Origin of the sequence: Pseudogemmobacter faecipullorum, from assembly GCF_020539525.1 — a bacterium.
GTDB lineage: Bacteria > Pseudomonadota > Alphaproteobacteria > Rhodobacterales > Rhodobacteraceae > Pseudogemmobacter > Pseudogemmobacter faecipullorum.
On sequence record NZ_JACDXX010000005.1, the window covers coordinates 101329 to 121035 of the forward strand.

Here is a 19707-nt window from a genome sequence, read left to right on the forward strand (position 1 = left end):
GCCCTGCCCCATATCTGATCCAAAGGAGAGATCCGATGGATTTTGAATACTGGCCGCGCCTGCTCTATCTTGTGCTCTTGCTGATGGCAGTGGGCGGCTGGATTTTTGTCGAATATCGCAACCGCATGGGCCAGGCCCTGCGCGCCGCCGCCGCCTGGGGGCTGATTTTCGTCGGTGTCGCCGCCGGATACGGGCTCTGGGGCGATATCCGTTCCGATCACCGGCCACGTCAGATGGCAAATGAGGCCGGCGAGATGGTGCTCAGGCGCGCCGCCGACGGCCATTTCTATGCCGCGCTCGACATTGGCGGCACCGAGGTCTTCTTCATGGCCGATACCGGGGCCACCAATATGGTGCTGTCGCGCCGCGATGCCGAAAGGCTGGGCTTCAGCGATCAGGATCTGCGCTTCCTCAATGAGGCCTCGACCGCCAATGGCGTGGTGCGCACCGCCCGGGTCGAACTGCCCGAGATCCGCTTTGGCCCGTTCCGCGATCAGGGCCTCTCCGCCTATGTCAATGAGGGCGAGATGGAGGGATCTTTGCTCGGCATGGATTACCTGCGCCGCTTCTCGATCCGGATTGACGGCGAGCGGATGGTGCTCAGCCGCTGATCCGGCCCCGGCTGATAAAGCCCAGAACCGAGCGTGCGGCGCGCAGCCCCGGCGGCTCACCGCCCCGGCCCAGCCGCTCCATGGTCAGCGCCATTGCCGCCTGCTGCGCCGCAGCACCACTGGTCAGCAGCGCCAGCAAAGCCGGGGCCACCAGCCCGGCCCGGCAGTCTTTGCCAATGAATTCGGGCACAACCCGGGTTTGCGAGACCAGATTGACCAGCGTCACCGTGTCAATCTGCACCATGCGCCGCATCAGCCAGAGCGTCAGCGGCGCCATATCATAGGCAATCACCATCGGGCAGTTCTGCGCCGCCAGCTCGAGGCTGACCGTGCCGGAGGCTGCCAGTGCCGCATCGGCGGCGGCAAAAGCGGCGGTACGGGTCGCGACATCCGGCGCGGCCAGGATCAGCGGCGCCACCGCCCAGCCCGCCGTCGCGGCGCGGACGGTTTCCTCAAGGTATCCCGGCGTCGGCAGCACGAGGCGCAGATCCGGCAGATCGGCCTGCAGCGCCGCGATTGTCTCGCCAAAGGGCGGCAGCAGCCGGGCGATCTCGCCCCGGCGCGAACCGGGCAACACCGCCAGCAAGGGGGCCTCAGCGCCAATCCCATGCCGGGCGCGGAAAGCCTGGGCCGCCGCAGGCGAGGCTTCCGGCTCGGAGACCACCGGATGGCCGGTAAAATCGCAGCTCATCCCGGCGGCCTGCATATAGGGCGGCTCGAAGGGCAAAAGCGCGAGCACATGATCGACCACGCGCGCCATTTTTTGCGCCCGGCCCGGACGCCAGGCCCAGACCGAAGGCGCGACATAATGCACCACCGGCAGGTCGGGCCGCGCCGCCTTGACCAGCTTTGCCACCCGCAGGCAGAAATCCGGGCTGTCAATGGTGATCAGCGCCGCCGGGCCGGCGGCAAGCACCGCTTCGGCGCTTTCGCGGATCCGGCGTTTGAGGTGGAAATATTTCGGCGCAATCTCGGCAATGCCCATGACCGAGAGTTCTTCCATCGCAAACAGGCTCTGCAGCCCCCCGGCCTGCATCGCCGGGCCGCCGATGCCTGCGAAACCCGCATCAGGCAGCAATTGACGCAGCCCCGCCATCAGCGCCGCGCCAAGCCGGTCGCCCGAGGGTTCCCCGGCGATCAGGAAGAAATTCACGCCCCGCCGCCCGGGGCGCGCGCCCAGAGGAAGAGCCCGGCCTCGCGCGCTGCGGCCTGCATCCCGGGCAGATCGAGGCAGAGCACGCTGCCCGCCTCCCAGCTGATACCGCCGAGGCCTGCGGCACGCGCATTCTCGACCGTGGTCACCCCAAGCGCGGGCAGATCGATGCGGCGGTCCTGCAGCGGTTTTGGCGCCTTATAGATCAGCCCCCTTCCCCGCACCGCCTCCGGGCGCAGCCCGGGCGGCAAAGCCGCGACCATGGCCAGCATGGCATCGGTGCCGGCAAGGGTCTCGGTGGCGAGGCACAGCCCCTGCTGCACCACGCAGCCCTGGCCGACATCGACCCGGCCAAGCGCCTCGGTGATCAGCGCGGCGCGTGCCGCATCGAGCTGATCACGCTCGCTCAGCTCACCGGCATAAAGGCCAGGCCCGGGCAGGAGATCCGGCGCCAGCTCATGCGCGCCAATGATCTTCAGCCCCTCTTCCTCGAACAGCGCGATCACCTCGCGCAAAGTCGCATCATCACCCTGGGCCAGCGCGCCCAGCAGCCGCGGCACGATCCCGGCAGTGATCTGATCAAACTGCGCCGGATCAAGGCGCGGCCGCTGCACCGCCCCGGCAAAACAGACCGAAGTGACCCCGGCATCGTGCAAAGCCGCGAAAAACGGGTAGAGCCGCTCGATGCGAAACCCGATATCCGGGTTCAGCCCCTCAGGCGCAAAGTCCGAGAGCGCAGCCACCAGCGGGCGCTCGGGCGCGGCTTTCACCAGCGCCGCCGGCAAAGCCCCCCGGCCTGCGATGATCGCGGTGGTCATTTGGCGCCTTTCGGCGTCAGGAAGGAGCGGTCGCTGGCCGCGAGGATGAATTCGGAAATCTCACGCACATGCGGGCCGTCGAAATCCTCGACCAGACGCGCGGCGCGGTCATGGAAATTGCCCTCGCCCTGGGCCAGCATCTGATAGGCGGCGCGCAGCTGGGTGATCTCGGGACGCGGCACGCCGCGCCGCTTCAGCCCGACGAGGTTCAGCCCCTCAAGCTCGCCGCGCGAGGCCTGAACGAGGCCATAGGGGATCACATCATTGGTGACCATGGTCACCGCGCCGATGATCGCGCCCTGACCGATACGGACGAACTGATGAATGCCCGACAGCCCGCCGATCACTACATCATCGCCAATATGGCAATGGCCGGCGATGGCGACATTATTGGCCATCACCACCCGGTTGCCGACAATCGCATCATGGCCGATATGGACCCCGGTCATCAGCAGGCAGTCATCGCCTATTCTGGTGACCCCGCCGCCGCCTTCGGTGCCGGTGTTCAGCGTCGCGCCTTCGCGGATGCGGCAGCGCGCCCCGACCTCAAGCCGGGTGCGCTCGCCTTTGAACTTCAGATCCTGCGGCACCTCGCCCACGGTGGCGAAGGGAAAGATCACCGTCTCTTCGCCGATTTCGGTCCAGCCCGTCACCACGGCATGGGATTTAATCGTGACGCCGCGCTGCAGCACCACCTCATTTCCGACCACTGAGAACGGGCCGATTGTGCAATCGGCACCGATCACCGCCCCGTCATCGACCGAGGCGGAGGGGTGGATGAAAGCCGTGGGATGAATGGGCATGGATCAGGCTTTCGGCAGGTCAAACATGGCGGTGAACTGGGCTTCGCAGGCCAGCTCGCCATCAACGGTGGCTTTGCCCTCGAATTTCCAGACTTTGCCGCCGCCGCGCAGGGCTTTGACATGCAGTTCCAGCACATCACCCGGCACCACCTTGCGGCGGAATTTCACCCCGTCAACGCCCATGAAGAAGACCTTGGCGTTTTTATCGACCAGATCCATCGACAGGCCGACCAGCACGCCCGAGGTCTGCGCCATCGCCTCGATGATCATCACGCCGGGGAAGATCGGCATGCCCGGGAAATGGCCGGTGAACTGCGGCTCATTATAGGTGACACATTTCACGCCGACGCAGGATTCGTTGATCACCACATCTTTAACCTTGTCGATCAGCAAGAACGGGTAACGATGCGGAATGATCCGCTGGATCAGATCGAGATCTGCACTGGTCACGGGCGTTGCGTCCACGGGGCCTGTCCTCCTGGAATGGTCTGGCGCGGTCCGGGCTCGGGGATCTCGCGCATCTTTGGTTTCCTGCTAGCAATTTGAGACCGGCGGGGCAAGTTCCGCCGGCAGATGAGCCGGTTCTGCGGCGGGCTCTGGCTATGCTGCCCGGCCCGGCGCGCCCCGCGCCCTTCAGGCCTGCAAGGCCTCAGGGGCTTTGAGCCGGTGCCTCTGTCGCAGCATCCCCGGCCGGAGCAGTCCCCGCTCCGCCTTCGGGGGCAGGCTCACCGGTTTCCTCGCCGGAACCGCGCGAGGCCTCGGGCCCGGGCAGGCGCTGATCCATCAGCGTGATCGCCTGTTCGGTCACATCCACCGCGCTGAGCGACAGGATCACCGCATCATCGGCAATGATCAGCGCCGCCTCATATTCGGCGAGCAGATCCACCAGCACCGGCACGGCAAGGCCGTAAAAGCGCTGGCGATCCTCATCCAGCTGGCGCGAGATGGCACGGGATTTGCCATCCTGGCCTTCGCGGAAATCCTCGACCTTCTGATCGAAAGCGGCAGCGAGCGGTGCGAAATCCTCGGAGCTCATGCTGGTTCGCTTCGTGGTCAGTTCCAGCTCTTCGGCCTCAAGCGCCTGTTCGATGCCACGATTTTCGGCGGTAAGCTCCTGGGCGCGGGTCTCGGCCGAAAGGGTCGCGGCGCGCCCCCAGGCCGATTCCCGAAACATCCGGTCCTGATCGAGCGTCAGCACCGTGGTGCGCACCTGCGGCGCGGGCGGCAGATCCGCCGCATCCTCGGCGGGCACCTGAGCCAAACCCGCCCCGACCGGGGCGAGCAACAGGGCAAGGATCCCTGCGATGCGCGGCAAAACTGCAGCGCCTGCCATATCAGAATTTGGTGCTGACGGTCAGATCGAAGCTCTGGGTGCGGTCATAGTCTTCTTTCTTCAGCGCTTTGGCAAAGTTGAAGCGCAAAGGACCAATCGGCGTATCCCAGAGCACCGACAGACCGACCGCCACCCGCGGCTTCAGGCCATCATCGATCTCGCCAGCCAGACCGGCACGGTCCGACAGGCTCCAGACCGATCCGATATCGAGGAAGGCGCCGCCCATGATGCCATATTCTTCCGGCAGACCGAGCGGGAATTCAGATTCGAAGCGCACCACGGCAAAGGCATTGCCGCCGAGCGCATCCTCAAGACCGGTCCCGTCGCGCGGACCAATGCCATTGGGCTCAAAGCCGCGCATTTTACCGCGCAGGAAGAAGCGGTCGGTCACGCGGGTGCCGGTATCGCCGAGATCATGAATATGACCGGCCTCGGCGATGACGCGCAAAGTTACCTCTTCGCTCCAGACCCGGCGCTCGCCCATGGCGAACAGGCTGGTGGTGAGGAATTTGGTATCGCCGCCCAGACCGCCGATATCCTGGCCAAAGCGCAAAAGCATGCCGCGGGTCGGGTCAAGCCCGGTGATCCGGCTGTCATATTCATAGCTATAGCCAATGCTCGAACTGGCCAGCGAGCCCTGGTTCGCTTCACGGCGGATGATCGGCGAGCGGATATCCTCGGCAACCGGCGGGGTTGCGGTCGGATCGGCCGCCACGTCATCCTGCAGATCGAACAGGCTGTTCCGGCTGTAATTATAGCGCAGCGACAGGCGCGACTGCTCACCCAGCGGGAAGCCCAGCGACAACGACAGCCCGCCATTGCGGGTGTTATAAAGCGCGTTGTCGTAATCCGAGGTGCGGTAGAAAATGCCGAAAGACAGGCTCAGGTCACGCCCGAGGAAACCGCGCTCGGTAAAGGTGAAGGACGAGTTCTGATTGTCTTCGGTGGTGGCGACGTTGAAGCCGATCGACTGGCCGCGGCCAAGGAAATTGGCCTCGGAGAAATTGACCGTGATCCCGGCACCGCCATCGGCCGAATAGCTCAGACCAAAGCCGAGGCTGCCGGTGGGCTTTTCATCAACATCGACATTGACCACCACCTGATCGGGCGAGGAGCCCGGCTCGGCATTGACCCGGGCATCCGAGAAGAAGCCAAGCGCGCGGATACGCTCGGCCGACTGGCGGATTTCACGCGGGTTGAAGGGGTCGCCTTCAACGGTGCGGAACTGGCGGCGCACCACCTGGTCGAGCGTCGTGGCATTGCCTTCAATATCAATGCGTTCGACGAAAATCTTCTCGCCCCGCACCACGGCGAACTGAATGTTCACCCGCTGATTGCGGTCATCACGGGTGATGCGCGGCTCAACCCGGATAAAGTTCAGACCCTTTTTCAGGGCCAGGTTTTCCATCCGGGCGATGTTATTATCGATCAGCGCCGGGTTCCAGGTCTGGCCGGTTTTGATCTTCTGCACTGCTGCGAATTCAGCGGCATCAATGCCCTGGACTTCCGACACAGTTGAAATCGTGCCGATGTCATATTGCTGGCCTTCACGGATGGTGAAGGTCACGAAACTGGCATCGCGCTCACGCGAGACTTCCGCCGAAACATCAAGCACCTGGAAGTCGATATAGCCGCGCGAGCGGTAGAATTCGGTCAGCACCTGCTTGTCGAGTTCGAGCCGTTCGGTCACCAGGGTGTCGCGCTGGATCAGCTGACGCAGGAAGCCCGCCTGTTTGGTCTCGAGCACCTGACGCAGACGGCGGTCCGAGAAGTCGCGGTTGCCGACGAAGGACAGCCGCTCGATCTCGACCACCTTGCCCTCGGTCACCTCGAACACCAGGTCAACGCGGTTATCGGCGCGGCGGATCACCCGCGGCTCAACCGTGGCAGCGATCCGGCCGCGGACGCGGTACATTTCGGCAATCGCCGCCGCATCGGCCTCGGCCATCGAGGGCGAGAATACCCGGCTCGACTGCGATTTGATCAGCTTGACCAGATCCTCATCCTTGAGGCGCTTATTGCCCTCAAAGTTGATGATATTGATGAAAGGATATTCCTTCACTTTGATCACCAGGGTGCTGCCCTGGGGGATCACCTCAACGGTTTCAAACAGGCCCGAGCCATTGATGCGCTGATAGGCATCATTCAGCCCTCCCGCCGAAACCTGCTGGCCCTTGGCGATTCCCGCGAAGCTGAGCACGGTCGAGGCATCTACCCGCTGATTACCCTCAACCCGGACGGTCGAAAAAGCATAGCTCTGCGCATAGGCAACCGGGGTCCAGAGCGGCGATGTCCCTGCTGCGCCAAGGAAAACCACGGCGGCAAGCGCCCTGCCCGCCCGTTTATTGCGCTCAGCGGCACGGCGATCTTTCCGATTGAAGCTGCTCACCATGGTATCTGCCCGCGCCCCGTCTTTTAAAAACCCTTGCGTCTGACTAGCGTCTCAGCGGGCTCTTGTCAAAAGGATGCGGTCATTTTCGGCATGCGGCGCATATATGGTATGCCCCCCTGGCCACAGGGTTTTTCCCGCTGATCCGGGCTTTGAGCGGAGCTTGCGGCCAGGCCCGGGCGCGGGCCCGGATGCGGGGCAGAGAAAACCCCGCGCCGCATAACGGAACGGGGTGTAGGAAGCGCGTGAGCCGCAAAGCCCGCAGGCCTGGCCGCCGCTCAGGGCTGGTATGACTGCAGCGGCAGCTCGCCGATCAGAACCGAGCCAAGGAGAGCCCCGGCCATGAGGCCAAGCACCACCGCAGCAACGGTAATAATCCAGTCTGAATTCAGCCGCGCGAGAAGCGCAAGCCCCGGAAATTGTCTGGCCACTATCTGCATGACACACCCCCTTGCCAGAGCAGAAATAGGCGCGAAATCAGGCATTACTAAGGCAGGTTCGGGCAAAGATCCTGATTTTTGCCCGGATGGAAAAATTAATCCCGCGCCGGACCTCCGGGACGGGATTAAATTTTTATCTCGCCGCCCGCTCAGAGGCAGGTGACATCATTCCACAAAGCGAAAGCCATCAGCGACAGCAGAAGCGTCAGCCCCACGGTCATCAGCAGACGCAAAGCCGCATCCGAGGGCGGCTTGCCGGTCACGGCCTCAAAGGCATGGAATACCAGATGGCCGCCATCGAGTACCGGGATCGGCAAGAGGTTCAGGATCCCCACCCCCATCGACAGCACCGCCAGCATGGTGACAAAGCTCATCGTGCCCGATTTCGCCGCATCGCCCATGGTCTCGGCAATGCCGATCATCCCCGACATATTGCAGGTCGAGATCTGGCCAACGATCATATGCCACAGGCCCGAGAAGGTGGTGGTGACCATGGCCCACATATCCGAAGCGGCGATGGAAACCGCCTCAAAAAGGCCAGGGGTCCGGGTCACCGGCTCAAAGGTCAGGCCCGAGGCAAGACCGATCATCCAGCGGGTTTCAAAACCACCGCCTTCGGCTTCGGGGCGCGGGATTTCGCGGCTGCGCGGGCTGAGGCTGACCTCGAAGGTTGTGCCATCGCGCCAGACCGTCATCGGCAAAGCGCGGCCGCCGGATCCGACCACCACCGACTGCAGATCGCTGAACACCTCGATCGGCTGGCCATCAAGCGACAGGATCACATCGCCACGACGCAGGCCGGCATCAATCGCCGCCGATTTCACCTGGACCGAAGCCACCAGCGCCGGTTGCGGATGCGGTGCCATAAAGCTCAGCTCCTCGCCATCGCGCTCGACCCGGAACGCGATCTGCGCCGCACGCGGCAGATCGCGCAAAACCTCGCCCATCGCTGCCAGATCCGGGGTGGCCTGGCCGTTCATCTCAAGGATCACATCGCCCGGGCGCAAAGGCTGCTCAACCGGCAGCGGCGCCAGCCGGGCCACGGTCGGGCGCTCGACCGGCAGGCCGGTATAGAACAAAGCCCCGAGCAGAATGGCAAAGGTCAGGATGAAATTGGCCATCGGCCCGGCGATCACCGTCGAGGCCCGGGCCCAGAGCGGTGCCCCTGCCATGGTATGACGCCGTTCCTCCACCGAGAGCCCGGCCGGAACCGCGCTCTGCACCGAAGAGGCGTCGGCATCGCCGAGGAATTTCACATAGCCGCCAAAGGGAATGGCGGCGATCTGCCAGCGCGTGCCGCACTTGTCGACGCGCGAGAACAGGATCGGGCCAAACCCGACCGAGAACACTTCGGCATGAATGCCCGACCAGCGGCCGACGATGTAATGGCCATATTCATGAATGGCGACGATCACCGACAGAGCGACGATGAAGAACACCGCTGACCAGGCGGTCCCGGTCAATGCTGTGAGTAGATCCATCGGCCTGCTTCCTCTCGCTTCACTTTATCTCTGGCCCTGCGGCCCCCGGGCTTTCTGTCAGCCCGCCCGGCTCAGCCGGGCGGCGCTTTCAGCGGCGCGCCGCCTTGCCAACTGGTCCATGGCCAGCACCTCCTCAAGGCTCCGGGCCTCCTGATGCAGACTGCAATCCGAGCCCAGCCGCGACAAGCTGGCCTCGACCACGGCCGCCATATCCATAAAGCCGATTTTACCGGCGAGAAACCAGTCCAGCGCGATCTCTTTTGCGGCATTGAATGCCGCGCCCGCCTGGCCGCGCACCGCCATCACCTCGCGCGCCAGCCGCAGCGCCGGGAAGCGCGCCTCATCGGGGGCTTCAAAGCTCAGCCGGGCCAGTTTCGTCAGATCGAGCCGCTCGACCGGCAGCGGCAGCCGCTCGGGCCAGTGCAGAGCATAGCCGATCGGATGGCGCATATCGGCACAGCCCAGATGCGCCATCACCGCGCCATCCTTAAAGCCGACCATGGAATGAATGATGCTTTCACGGTGAATGATCACTTCGATCTGCTCGGGGGCAACACCGAAAAATTCACGAGCTTCAATGACTTCCAGCGCCTTATTGAACATCGAGGCACTGTCGATGGTGATGCGCTGCCCCATCGACCAGTTGGGATGGGCCAGGGCCTCGGCCACGCTGGCCCCGGCCAGCCGCTCCAGCGGCCAGTCGCGCAGAGCGCCGCCCGAGGCGGTCAGGATCAGCCGCTCGACCCGGGAAATATCCTCGCCGCCCAGCGACTGAAAAATCGCCGAATGCTCGCTGTCGACCGGCAGGATCTGCGCTTTATGCTGCCGTGCGGTCGCCATCATCAGCGGGCCTGCCGCAACGAGGCTTTCCTTATTGGCCAGCGCCAGGGTCGCGCCCTGTTCAAGCGCCCGCATCCCCGGCACCAGCCCGGCGGCGCCAATGATCGCGCTCAGCACCCAGTCGGCGGGGCGTGAGGCAGCCTCGGCCAGGGCCTCTGGCCCGGCGGCAGCCTCAATGCCGCTGCCGCTCAGCGCGCTGCGCAGCGCGCCGAGCAGCGCCGGATCGGCGGTGACCGCAATCTCTGCCCCGAATTCGCGCGCCAGCGCCGCCAGGCCCTGGATATTCCTGCCGCCGGTCACCGCCACCATCCGGAAGGCCTGACGCCCGCCCTCGCGGCGCAAAAGATCAGCGGTTTGCGAGCCGACCGAGCCGGTCGCCCCCAGAAGCGTGATACGGCGCATGGCCTTACCCTTTGACAGCAACAGGAAGGAAGGGCGCGAACTGGTTCAGCAGCAGCACCATGATCGAGGCGAAGAGCAGCGCGTCAAAGCGGTCCATCAGCCCGCCATGCCCCGGGATCAGATTCGAGGCATCTTTCACCCCGGCCCGGCGCTTGATCGCGCTTTCAGCAATATCGCCGAGCTGACCGGCAAAGGCGATCAGCGGTGCCGCCCAGACCACGGCCAGCGGCCAGCCCGCCACGCCCCAGCAATAAAGCCCGATCGCGAGCGCGCCGATCCAGCCCGCCAGCGTGCCCGACCAGGTCTTTTTCGGGCTGATCGCCGGCCAGAATTTCGGCCCGCCAAGGCTGCGCCCGGCAAAATAGCCCAGCACATCCGAGGCGATCACCACCGCCAGCAGCCAGACCAGCGCCCCCATGCCATGGATCTCGCGCAGCATGACCAGCGCGAGGCCGCAGAGCATGATCAGCAAAGCATAGGGGGCAAAGGCCAGCAGATCGCGGCGCGGAGCCAGCGTGCCGATCAGCGCGGGCAGAAGCAGGAAGGGCAGAAACCACGGCACCGGCGCCCAGAGGTTCAGCGCCAGCACCGCCGCCGCCAGCACCGCGATCACGACCGAAGCGTCAAAGCCCTCGCCCCGCGTCATCCGCGCCAGCTCCCAGCTCATCAGAGCGCAGGCCAGCACCACCAGCGCGGCAAACCAGCCGCCCCCGGCCCGGATCGCAGCGCCGCCAAGCAGCAGCATGACCAGCGCCGAGGCCAGACGCGGGAACAGATCGGCCCAGCGATCCGAAGAAACAGTTTTATTCATTTTTTCACCCCGCCAAAGCGGCGATCCCGCCCTGCGAAGCGCTCAAGGATCTCGCCCAGCTCGACCGGGGTAAAATCCGGCCAGAGGGTCGGGGTAAATTCATATTCAGCATAGGCGGCCTGCCAGGCGAGGAAATTCGAGGTCCGGGTCTCACCCGAGGTGCGGATCACCAGATCGGGATCGGGCAGATCAAAACTGTCGAGCCGGCCCGAGAAGGCGGCCTCGGTCAGATCTTCGGGGTTAAACCGGCCCTCAGCCGCATCAGTGGCAATGGCACGGGCGGCGCGCAGGATCTCATCGCGCCCGCCGTAATTGATCGCCACCGTCAGGTTCAGCCGATCGAGATGCGCGGTCTTGGCCTCGATCCCGGCCATCAGCCGCTGCAGTTTTGGCGCCAGGCGTGTGCGGTCGCCGATAAAGCGCAACCGCACCCCCTCACGGCCCAGCTCAGCCGCCTCGCGCTGGATGTAGCGGGCGAAAATCGCCATCAGACCAAGGACTTCCTCGGTCGAGCGCTTCCAGTTCTCGGTTGAGAAAGCATAGAGCGTCAGATGGGTGACGCCGAGGTCGGGGGCGGCGCGCACAATCTCGCGCACCCGCTCGACCCCCTTGCGATGCCCGACCAGACGCGGCCAGCCGCGATTGGTTGCCCAGCGCCCGTTGCCATCCATGATGATGGCAATATGCTCTGCGCGTCGCGCGACACTGGCTTTGTCAGCGGCCATAGGCGAGCCCCCTCAGACCTGCATGATCTCCGCCTGTTTCGCCTCAAGGGTCTGATCGACCTGTTTGATATATTTATCGGTCAGCTCCTGGACCTCATCCTCCCAGAATTTCTGGTCATCTTCCGAGATGAGGTTTTTGGTCTTGGCCTTTTTGATCTGGTCCATACCGTCACGGCGCAGGTTGCGCACCGCCACCTTGGCATGTTCGGCATAATTGCCGGCGACCTTGGTCAGCTCGCGGCGGCGCTCTTCGTTCAGCTCCGGAATCGGCAGCATGATGATCGTGCCATTGGTCTGCGGATTGATGCCGATGCCGCTGTCACGGATCGCGCGCTCGACCTTGGAGACCATGGCTTTATCCCAGACGTTGATCGTGACCATGCGCGGCTCGGGCACGTTGACGGTGCCCAGCTGGTTGATCGGCGTCATCTGCCCATAGGCATCAACCTGGATCGGCTCGATCAGCGCGCCCGAGGCACGGCCGGTGCGCAGGCTGGCGAATTCGACGCGCAGGCTGGCAATCGCGCCTTCCATGCGGCGCGTCAGATCATCGGTGTCGAGCATAAATTCTTCGGTCGACATCAGGTTTTCCCCTACTCGGCCTGCCGACAGCCCCGTTTGGGCGCCCGACAGGGATTTTGGTCCGTATAAGACGAATTGGCTCAGAGGTATAGTCCGGCGTCCCGACCGCGCTTTGGCCGGGCCAGGTGCCGGGCCAGGCCTCAGCCTTTTGAATTCACAGTGGTATAGGTGCCTTCACCGGCGAGAATGGTGCGCAGCCCGCCCGGCTCATCCAGCGAGAAAACGATGATCGGCAGATCATTGTCCCGCGCCAGGGCAATGGCAGTCGCATCCATCACGCCGAGATGTTTCTCAAGCGCCTCATCATAGGACACGGCCTCATAGCGCTTGGCATCGTCGAATTTATTCGGGTCTTTATCATAGACCCCATCCACCTTGGTGCCCTTGAACACCGCTTCGCAGCCCATTTCGCTGGCGCGCAGAGTGGCGGCGGTATCGGTGGTGAAATAGGGGTTGCCGGTGCCGGCGGCAAAGATGCAGACCCGCTTTTTCTCAAGGTGGCGCACGGCGCGGCGGCGGATATAGGGCTCGCAGACCTGATCCATCGGAATCGCCGAGATCACCCGGGTGAAGACCCCGAGCTGCTCCAGCGCCGATTGCATCGCCAGCGCATTCATCACAGTCGCAAGCATACCCATATAGTCGGCGGTGGTGCGCTCCATCCCCTGGGCCGAGCCTGCCAGACCGCGGAAGATATTGCCGCCGCCGATCACCATGCAGACCTCTACGCCCATCTCCTGGACCAGCTTTACCTCATTGGCGATCCGCGCCACGGTGCGCGGGTTCAGGCCATAGCCCTGATCGCCCATCAGCGCTTCACCCGAGATTTTGAGCATCACGCGGGAATATTTCACGCCCGGCTCCGATCCCGGCTTCTTGCTTTCACCCGACATGGATTCCCCTGATCTTGCTGTGGATAGTGATTTGCGCGCAAAATGGGCGAAATCGGGTCGAGGTTCAACCGGGGAAGCGCCGCCGCGCCCGCCTGCAGCGGCATTCCTCCCGGAAAGCCGGCCCCATGATGTATTTCCCGCAAGAGGAACAGGACTTGTCTTTGCTGAATTCTGTATCGCGTGAGCTGCCCGTGCTGATTGCCGGACCGACGGCAAGCGGCAAATCAGCGCTGGCGCTGGAGCTGGCGGCACGCGACGGGCGCCGGGTGATCAATGCCGATGCTTTGCAGGTCTACAGCGCCTGGCGGCTGCTCTCCGCCCGGCCCTCAGAGGCAGAAGAGGCCGCCGCTCCGCATCTGCTCTATGGCCATATCGGCCGTGATGCGGATTATTCGGTCGGCCACTGGCTGCGCGAGCTTGCCGCCTTGCTTGCCGGGCCGGTGGTGATTGTCGGCGGCACCGGGCTTTACTTCATGGCCCTGACCGAGGGGCTGGCCGAAATCCCGCCGGTGCCGGCGGAGGTCAGGGCCGAAGCCGATCTGCTGCGCCAGGATGATCTGGCGGCGATGATTGCCGGTCTCGACCCTGAAACCGCCGCCAGGACCGATCTGCAGAACCCGGCCCGGGTGCAGCGCGCCTGGGAGGTGTTGCGCACCACCGGACGCGGCCTTGCCGCCTGGCAGGCCGGGACCGGCGCGCCCCTGTTACCGCCTGCGCGCGCCGAGGCTCTGGTGCTGCGGCCCGGGCCGGACTGGCTGAATGCCAGGATCGACCGCCGTTTTGATCAGATGATGGCGGCAGGCGCGCTGGAGGAGGCGCGCGCCCAGCTGCCGTTCTGGCAGGCTGAGCGCCCCTGGGCACGGGCCATCGGCGCGCCGGAGCTGATCGCCCATCTCCAGGGCCAGACCGGGCTGGAGGAGGCGGTGGAAGCGGCAAAGCTGGCCAGCCGGCAATATGCCAAACGTCAGCGCACCTGGATGCGCTCGCGCATGAAGGACTGGCGCAGCATTGAACCGGGCTGAGATCCGCGCCGCCGCCTTCGGGGCCCGCCCGGCCCCGGTTCTGGCCCGAGAGTTGCGGGGCCCGGGCTTGCCCACAGGCTTATGCACAGATTTCACCGTATCCTGTGGATAAGTCACAAGGCGCAGAGATTTTTTGCTTTGGGCCGGTGCCAGGGCCTGGCTAGGCTCGCCACGATGGTGGCCCGGATCGGGCCCCGGGTGGGAGCATGTGATGAAGCCAGCACCGATGCAGGATTTTACTGCGATTTCCAGGCTGCGCATCATCGCGGTGCCGCGGCTGGTTGCCGCTGGCCGCTGGCGCACCGAGGCGATGCGCTCGCTCTCGGAACCCTGCCTGTTGTGGTTCACCAAAGGCCAGGGCCGGATCACGCTGCAGGGCTCGACCCGTGGCTATACCGCGCATAATGCGGTCTTTATCCCGCCCGGGGTGATGCATGGTTTTGATGCCGGACCGGCGGTCTTTGGTATTGCGGTTTTCTTTGGCCGCAACTGCGATGTGACCTTGCCAAAAGAGCCGCAGCATCTGCGCATCCGCGAGGTCCATGCCCAGCAGGAGATCAACCTGCTGCTCGATGCGATCCAGCGCGAACAGGCCTCGGACATCGCGGCGCGTGAACGCGCCACGCAGCATTATCTCGGGCTGCTCAGCGTCTGGCTCGAGCGCCAGGTTTTGCGCGCCGAGCCGGAGGCCAGCCGCCCCGATGCCACCCGCCGCCTGGTGGCACGCTATGCGGCGCTGCTGGAAAAGGAATTCCGCTCGGGCCTTGGCATTGCCGATTTCGCCGCAAGGCTGGAGGTGACGCCCACCCATCTGACGCGCTGCTGCAAATCGGCCTGTGGCCGCCCGGCCTCGGCCTTGCTGCAGGACCGGCGCATCTTTGAGGCCCAGCGGCTGCTGAGCGAGACCAGAATTCCGGTCGGCCATATTGCCGCCAGCCTCGGCTTTGCCTCACCCGCCTATTTCACCCGCGCCTTCCACCATCTGACCGGCAAATCCCCGACCGCCTTCCGCCGCAGCGCCTGAGCCCTGGCCCCGGCAAAACCGCGAAACCCCGGCGCACCGCCCCGGGGCTTTCGGGCGTTTTTCAGCCCCCCGGGGCCCGGCTGCGAAATCTGCCCCCCGGCCCCGGAAGTGATTGACGCCTGCAGCCAAACCATGTGCAAATGCAGCCAGGGGACCTGCCCGCCGGTCAACGAACCGGCAGTCTTTCTTTGCTTTGGCTGTCAGAAAGGCCGCGTTCCGGCCCGGACCCGACAGCCCTCGCAGCCCCAATGGCAGGCCCGGACTGAACTGAACCGCAGAACAAGCGATACCAGGCCAGGACTGTCAGGGAGAGACATATGACCAGCAAGACTGCGCAACCGCAAACCGCTGCCCTTCACCCCGCCGCGACGATTTACGCTGAGGATTACCGCCAGGGCCTGCTGAGCCGGCGCGAATTTCTGACCCGCACCACCGCGCTCGGGGTGGCGGCGCCGCTGGCCTTCGGGCTGATCGGGCTTGAGGCCCCGGCCCGCGCCCAGGAAAGCCCGGTGGCGGGCGGCACTTTGCGGATGAATATGGAGCTGAAAGCGCTGAAGGATCCGCGCGCCTCTGACTGGAGCCAGATCTCCAATTTCCTGCGCGGCTGGCTGGAATATCTGGTCGAATATAACAATGACGGCTCGATCCGCGGCATGCTTCTCGAAAGCTGGGAGGCCAATGACAATGCCAGCGAATATGTGCTGAAGGTGCGTCAGGGGGTGAAATGGTCGAATGGCGATGATTTCACCGCCGAAGATGTGGCGCATAATTTTGCCCGCTGGGCCGATGGCACGGTTGAGGGCAATTCCATGGCCGGGCGCGTCGTAGGCCTGGTTGATCCCGCCACCAAAAAGCTGCGCGAGGGTGCGGTGACAGTGGTTGATGGCGCTACGGTGAAACTCAGCCTCAGCTCGCCCGATATTGCCCTGATCGCGGCGCTTGCCGATTATCCCGGCCATGTGGTGCATCAGAGCTATGACAATGGCGATCCGACCACCACGCCCGGCACCGGCCCGTTTAAGTTTGAGAGCTTTGAGACCGGCGTGCGGGCCGCGCTGGTGAAATCGGATCAGCCCTGGTGGGGCAGCGCGGTTTACGGCGGCCCCTGGCTCGACCGGATCGAATATATCGATCTTGGCACCGATCCCTCGGCAGTTCTGGCCGCCGCCGGATCCGGCGAGCTCGATGCCACCTATCAGACCACCGGCGAATATGTGGAAATGTTCGACGGCCTTGGCTGGGACCAGAGCGAGGCGGTAACCGCAGCCACCCTCGCGGTGCGTTTCAACCAGGAAGCCGGGGAATATAAGGATGTAAAGGTCCGCACCGGGCTGACAAAATGCGTCGATAATGCCATTGTGCTGGAACTGGGCTATAATGGCCTCGGTACGGTGGCGGAAAACCACCATGTCTGCCCGATCCATCCGGAATATTACGCCCTCGCCCCGGTGGTGCCCGATCCTGCGGGTGGCAAGGCTCTGGTCGAAGAGGCCGGCAAAGCAGATTTCGAATTTGAGCTGATCTCGCTGGATGAACCCTGGCAGGCCGCCACCTGTGATGCGATTGCACCCCAGATCCGCGATGCCGGGCTGAAGATCAAACGCACCGCTTTGCCCGGCGCAACCTTCTGGAATGACTGGACGAAATTCCCCTTCTCGGCCACCGAGTGGAATATGCGCCCGCTCGGCGTGCAGATCCTCGTCAGTGCCTATCGCACCGGCGAGGCCTGGAATGAATCCGCCTTCAGCAATGCCGAATTCGATGAGAACCTCGAAAAGGCCCTGTCCATCGTCGATGCCAAAGCGCGGTCACAGGTGGTGAAGCGGCTTGAGGAGATCTTGCAGGAACAGGGCGTGCTGATCCAGCCCTACTGGCGCTCGCTCTATCGCCATACCGATCCGAAAGTGCGCGGTTGCGACCAGCATGCCACCTTTGAGCACCACCATTACAACTGGTGGATTGCCGCCTGATCGCGGCCCGCTGCGGGAGGGGCAGACTCCCTCCCGCCAGACCCGCTCGCTGAGCCCCCCGGCTGAGAAGGGCGAGCGGCCCTGCCCGGCTTCCCCCCCGGAAGAGGAGCTTTGATGCTGAGTTTTATCCTGCGCCGCACCGGCATCATGGCGCTGACGGTGCTGGTGCTGACCTTCATCGTATTCTGGCTGACCAATCTGGAACCCAGCCTGGAAAAGCTGGCCAAATCAGAGGCCTCAGTACGGATGAGCGATGCCGAAGTGGCCAGCTGGCTGCTGAAGAACGGCTATGAGGCGCCGCTTCTCAGCCGCTATGGCCAGTGGCTGGGCCTGGTGCCGGGCTGGCGCTTCTCCCAAGACGAGGGGGTGACCACCGGCCGCTGCATCAGCCGCGAGCGGCCCGCCGCTGTCGCGCCGCAGCGCTGCGGGCTGTTGCAGGGCGAATGGGGCTGGTCCAGCGTCTTTAAACAGCCGGTCAGTGATGTGCTGATCCGCGCGCTTGGCCATACCTCCTGGCTGATGCTCTGGGTGATGCTGGTCATGGTGCCGGTCTCGCTGCTGATCGGGGTGCTTTCAGGCATGCGCGAGGGCTCACGCAGCGACCGGCTGCTCTCGGGCTTTGCCATCGCCACCACCGCCACGCCGGAATATGTCTCGGGGGTGATCCTTGTGGCTTTGTTCGCCTCGGCCACCACCGGCCTGTCGCCGCTTCTGGCTGAGGCGGGCTGGATTGAGGGCAAGACGCTGTTTCAGGGCACTGCCACCAGCGCCATGGAGGAGCTGAGCTTTAAGAATTTCACTCTGCCGGTGCTGACCATCGCGCTTTATGGCATTGGCTATATCGCCCGGATGACCCGCGCCTCGATGGCCGAGGTGATGAGCCAGCAATATATCCGCACCGCGCGGCTGAAAGGCGTCAGTTTCCGCAATATCGTGTTGAAACATGCTTTGCGAAACGCGCTGATCGCGCCTTTCACCGTGATTATGCTGCAGTTCCCCTGGCTGCTGAACGGGGTGGTGATTGTCGAAACCCTGTTCAATTACAAGGGCTTTGGCTGGACTCTGGTGCAGGCGGCCGGGAATAATGACATTTCGCTGCTGCTGGGCTGTTCGATCATTGCGGTGATTGTCGTGCTGATCACGCAAGCGATTTCGGACATTGGCTATGTCCTGCTGAACCCGCGGATCCGGCTGGCATGAGGCACAGATGACCGATCCCCTCTCCTGGCCGCTGATCCTGTGGAAAATGGCCCTCGCCTTTGGTCCGGTCTGGCTGGCGCTGCTGCTGACCTTCGCACTTTCGCTCAGCTTTCGCCGCCATCTCGGGCTTTACGGCAGGCTCTTTGCCTCCCCTGCCGGGGTGATCGGCTTCAGCCTCGTGATGTTCTGGGTCTGGACGGCGCTGCTGGCCGATCTGATCGTGACCTTTGACCCGCTGGCCCAGCTTTCGGGGATGAAAAATGCTCTGCCCGGCACACCGGTGAAAAACCCCGCCGCGGGCGCCTTTCCCTGGTATATCCTTGGCGGCGATGGCCTTGCCCGCGATGTCTTCTCGCGCATGGTGGCGGGCGCGCGTGAAGTGCTCAAGATCGCCCCCGCCGCCACGGTTTTCGCCTTTCTTATCGGCATCACCCTTGGCCTGCCCGCAGGCTATATCGGCGGCAGACTCGATACCGCTTTGTCTTTCCTGGCCAATCTGGTGCTCGCCTTTCCGGTGATCTTGCTGTTTTACCTGCTGGTCACGCCTGAGATCGTGCAGACCGGCATCCCGCAACGCTTTGCCGCCGTGCTGTTTCTGTTCCCGATCCTGTTCTTCTGCCTGCTGTTTTACAGCCGCTTTCACATGCAGCCCGCCAGGCGCAATCTGCTGCTGGGGCTGACCCTGCTGACCGGCTTCTGGATCTGGTCCGGCCTGGCGCTGAACAAAGACCCGCTGGGGATCTTCGCTTTAAGCCCGAATATGCTCAATGTCTTCGTCTCGGTAGTGTTTGTGAATGCTCCGGGGGTGTTTCGCATCACCCGTGGCCTCGCCATGGATATTTCCGCCCGCGATTACGTCGCCGCCGCCCAGACCCGGGGTGAGGGGCGCTGGTATATCATGCTCTGGGAGATCCTGCCCAATCTGCGCGGGCCGCTGATCGTCGATTTTTGCCTGAGGATCGGGTACACAACCATCCTGCTTGGAACGCTCGGCTTCTTTGGCCTGGGCGTCAGCCCCGAAAGCCCGGACTGGGGCTCAACCATCAATGCCGGATCGAAAATCCTCAGCTTCATGCCGCATATGGCGCTGGTGCCGGCGATCGCGCTGATGAGCCTGGTGCTCGGGCTGAACCTGCTCGCCGATGGTCTGCGCGAGGAAAGCCTGAAAGACTGATATCCCTCCCCCCTGAATGCCCGCGACAGGAGCAGC

At 64.0% G+C, this 19707-nt stretch carries 19 protein-coding genes; 6 read left to right on the top strand and 13 right to left on the bottom strand.

Annotation, left to right across the window (positions count from 1 at the left end; genetic code table 11):
• Positions 1 to 35 precede the first annotated feature (35 nt).
• Entirely contained in the window at positions 36 to 611 is a 576-nt protein-coding gene (locus H0485_RS07090; protein ID WP_226934668.1) for a retropepsin-like aspartic protease family protein, read from the top strand.
• On the opposite strand, the gene lpxB is transcribed toward H0485_RS07090, so the two are convergent.
• The 13 genes from lpxB to pyrH all read right to left on the bottom strand — a co-directional run bounded on the left by lpxB (position 601) and on the right by pyrH (position 13281).
• The gene (lpxB, locus tag H0485_RS07095) at positions 601 to 1764 is read right to left on the bottom strand and encodes a lipid-A-disaccharide synthase (RefSeq protein WP_226934669.1); all 1164 of its coding nucleotides are present in this window, start codon (positions 1762 to 1764) and stop codon (positions 601 to 603) included. The genes H0485_RS07090 and lpxB overlap by 11 nt on opposite strands.
• Positions 1761 to 2582, bottom strand: coding sequence for an LpxI family protein (locus H0485_RS07100; protein ID WP_226934670.1), 822 nt, complete (start codon positions 2580 to 2582; stop codon positions 1761 to 1763). Before H0485_RS07100 ends, lpxB begins: the two co-directional genes overlap by 4 nt.
• Positions 2579 to 3385 (bottom strand): acyl-ACP--UDP-N-acetylglucosamine O-acyltransferase, encoded by an 807-nt coding sequence (gene lpxA / locus H0485_RS07105; RefSeq protein ID WP_226934671.1) that lies wholly within the window; start codon positions 3383 to 3385, stop codon positions 2579 to 2581. The genes H0485_RS07100 and lpxA overlap by 4 nt, the downstream gene beginning before the upstream one ends.
• A 3-nt stretch (positions 3386 to 3388) precedes the next feature.
• Positions 3389 to 3850: a 3-hydroxyacyl-ACP dehydratase FabZ gene (fabZ, locus tag H0485_RS07110; protein ID WP_226934672.1), complete on the bottom strand. Its 462-nt coding sequence runs from the start codon at positions 3848 to 3850 to the stop codon at positions 3389 to 3391.
• A gap of 184 nt (positions 3851 to 4034) precedes the next feature.
• The gene (locus H0485_RS07115) at positions 4035 to 4718 is read right to left on the bottom strand and encodes an OmpH/Skp family outer membrane protein (protein WP_226934673.1); all 684 of its coding nucleotides are present in this window, start codon (positions 4716 to 4718) and stop codon (positions 4035 to 4037) included.
• Between the two features lies 1 nt (position 4719).
• Positions 4720 to 7110 (bottom strand): outer membrane protein assembly factor BamA, encoded by a 2391-nt coding sequence (gene bamA / locus H0485_RS07120; protein WP_226934674.1) that lies wholly within the window; start codon positions 7108 to 7110, stop codon positions 4720 to 4722.
• Between the two features lie 275 nt (positions 7111 to 7385).
• On the bottom strand, positions 7386 to 7547 hold the full coding sequence (locus H0485_RS07125; protein ID WP_226934675.1) for a hypothetical protein: 162 nt from the start codon (positions 7545 to 7547) through the stop codon (positions 7386 to 7388).
• A gap of 149 nt (positions 7548 to 7696) precedes the next feature.
• A complete protein-coding gene (gene rseP / locus H0485_RS07130; protein WP_226934676.1) occupies positions 7697 to 9028 on the bottom strand; it encodes an RIP metalloprotease RseP in 1332 nt (443 codons plus the stop codon).
• 57 nt (positions 9029 to 9085) lie between these two features.
• Positions 9086 to 10270 (bottom strand): 1-deoxy-D-xylulose-5-phosphate reductoisomerase, encoded by a 1185-nt coding sequence (gene dxr, locus H0485_RS07135; RefSeq protein WP_226934677.1) that lies wholly within the window; start codon positions 10268 to 10270, stop codon positions 9086 to 9088.
• 4 nt (positions 10271 to 10274) lie between these two features.
• Positions 10275 to 11081 carry a phosphatidate cytidylyltransferase gene (locus H0485_RS07140; protein WP_226934678.1) on the bottom strand — a complete coding sequence of 269 codons (807 nt, stop codon included), beginning with the start codon at positions 11079 to 11081 and terminating at the stop codon, positions 10275 to 10277.
• Positions 11078 to 11806, bottom strand: coding sequence for a polyprenyl diphosphate synthase (gene uppS, locus H0485_RS07145; protein WP_226934679.1), 729 nt, complete (start codon positions 11804 to 11806; stop codon positions 11078 to 11080). The genes H0485_RS07140 and uppS overlap by 4 nt, the downstream gene beginning before the upstream one ends.
• A gap of 12 nt (positions 11807 to 11818) precedes the next feature.
• Positions 11819 to 12388: a ribosome recycling factor gene (gene frr / locus H0485_RS07150; protein WP_226934680.1), complete on the bottom strand. Its 570-nt coding sequence runs from the start codon at positions 12386 to 12388 to the stop codon at positions 11819 to 11821.
• 140 nt (positions 12389 to 12528) lie between these two features.
• Positions 12529 to 13281 carry a UMP kinase gene (gene pyrH, locus H0485_RS07155; RefSeq protein WP_226934681.1) on the bottom strand — a complete coding sequence of 251 codons (753 nt, stop codon included), beginning with the start codon at positions 13279 to 13281 and terminating at the stop codon, positions 12529 to 12531.
• Between the two features lie 128 nt (positions 13282 to 13409).
• Here pyrH and miaA point away from each other — a divergent pair, with 128 nt between their 5' ends.
• The 5 genes from miaA to H0485_RS07180 all read left to right on the top strand — a co-directional run bounded on the left by miaA (position 13410) and on the right by H0485_RS07180 (position 19671).
• A complete protein-coding gene (gene miaA / locus H0485_RS07160; RefSeq protein WP_435531486.1) occupies positions 13410 to 14303 on the top strand; it encodes a tRNA (adenosine(37)-N6)-dimethylallyltransferase MiaA in 894 nt (297 codons plus the stop codon).
• Between the two features lie 211 nt (positions 14304 to 14514).
• Positions 14515 to 15327 (top strand): AraC family transcriptional regulator, encoded by an 813-nt coding sequence (locus H0485_RS07165; protein WP_226934683.1) that lies wholly within the window; start codon positions 14515 to 14517, stop codon positions 15325 to 15327.
• Between the two features lie 317 nt (positions 15328 to 15644).
• On the top strand, positions 15645 to 17297 hold the full coding sequence (locus H0485_RS07170; RefSeq protein WP_226934684.1) for an ABC transporter substrate-binding protein: 1653 nt from the start codon (positions 15645 to 15647) through the stop codon (positions 17295 to 17297).
• A gap of 114 nt (positions 17298 to 17411) precedes the next feature.
• Positions 17412 to 18497: an ABC transporter permease gene (locus H0485_RS07175; RefSeq protein ID WP_226934685.1), complete on the top strand. Its 1086-nt coding sequence runs from the start codon at positions 17412 to 17414 to the stop codon at positions 18495 to 18497.
• 7 nt (positions 18498 to 18504) lie between these two features.
• Entirely contained in the window at positions 18505 to 19671 is a 1167-nt protein-coding gene (locus H0485_RS07180) for an ABC transporter permease (RefSeq protein WP_226934686.1), read from the top strand.
• The last annotated feature ends 36 nt before the right edge of the window (positions 19672 to 19707 follow it).

What these genes read in the sequence shown, in the direction of transcription:
- H0485_RS07100 (WP_226934670.1), bottom strand. Translation starts at nt 2,582, where the DNA reads ATGACCACCGCGATCATCGCAGGCCGGGGGGCTTTGCCGGCGGCGCTG.
- H0485_RS07125 (WP_226934675.1), bottom strand. Translation starts at nt 7,547, where the DNA reads ATGCAGATAGTGGCCAGACAATTTCCGGGGCTTGCGCTTCTCGCGCGG.
- H0485_RS07140 (WP_226934678.1), bottom strand. Translation starts at nt 11,081, where the DNA reads ATGAATAAAACTGTTTCTTCGGATCGCTGGGCCGATCTGTTCCCGCGT.
- H0485_RS07180 (WP_226934686.1), top strand. Translation starts at nt 18,505, where the DNA reads ATGACCGATCCCCTCTCCTGGCCGCTGATCCTGTGGAAAATGGCCCTC.
- H0485_RS07115 (WP_226934673.1), bottom strand. Translation starts at nt 4,718, where the DNA reads ATGGCAGGCGCTGCAGTTTTGCCGCGCATCGCAGGGATCCTTGCCCTG.
- lpxA (WP_226934671.1), bottom strand. Translation starts at nt 3,385, where the DNA reads ATGCCCATTCATCCCACGGCTTTCATCCACCCCTCCGCCTCGGTCGAT.
- miaA (WP_435531486.1), top strand. Translation starts at nt 13,410, where the DNA reads ATGTATTTCCCGCAAGAGGAACAGGACTTGTCTTTGCTGAATTCTGTA.
- H0485_RS07165 (WP_226934683.1), top strand. Translation starts at nt 14,515, where the DNA reads ATGAAGCCAGCACCGATGCAGGATTTTACTGCGATTTCCAGGCTGCGC.
- H0485_RS07170 (WP_226934684.1), top strand. Translation starts at nt 15,645, where the DNA reads ATGACCAGCAAGACTGCGCAACCGCAAACCGCTGCCCTTCACCCCGCC.
- rseP (WP_226934676.1), bottom strand. Translation starts at nt 9,028, where the DNA reads ATGGATCTACTCACAGCATTGACCGGGACCGCCTGGTCAGCGGTGTTC.
- uppS (WP_226934679.1), bottom strand. Translation starts at nt 11,806, where the DNA reads ATGGCCGCTGACAAAGCCAGTGTCGCGCGACGCGCAGAGCATATTGCC.
- bamA (WP_226934674.1), bottom strand. Translation starts at nt 7,110, where the DNA reads ATGGTGAGCAGCTTCAATCGGAAAGATCGCCGTGCCGCTGAGCGCAAT.
- frr (WP_226934680.1), bottom strand. Translation starts at nt 12,388, where the DNA reads ATGTCGACCGAAGAATTTATGCTCGACACCGATGATCTGACGCGCCGC.
- H0485_RS07175 (WP_226934685.1), top strand. Translation starts at nt 17,412, where the DNA reads ATGCTGAGTTTTATCCTGCGCCGCACCGGCATCATGGCGCTGACGGTG.
- pyrH (WP_226934681.1), bottom strand. Translation starts at nt 13,281, where the DNA reads ATGTCGGGTGAAAGCAAGAAGCCGGGATCGGAGCCGGGCGTGAAATAT.
- H0485_RS07090 (WP_226934668.1), top strand. Translation starts at nt 36, where the DNA reads ATGGATTTTGAATACTGGCCGCGCCTGCTCTATCTTGTGCTCTTGCTG.
- dxr (WP_226934677.1), bottom strand. Translation starts at nt 10,270, where the DNA reads ATGCGCCGTATCACGCTTCTGGGGGCGACCGGCTCGGTCGGCTCGCAA.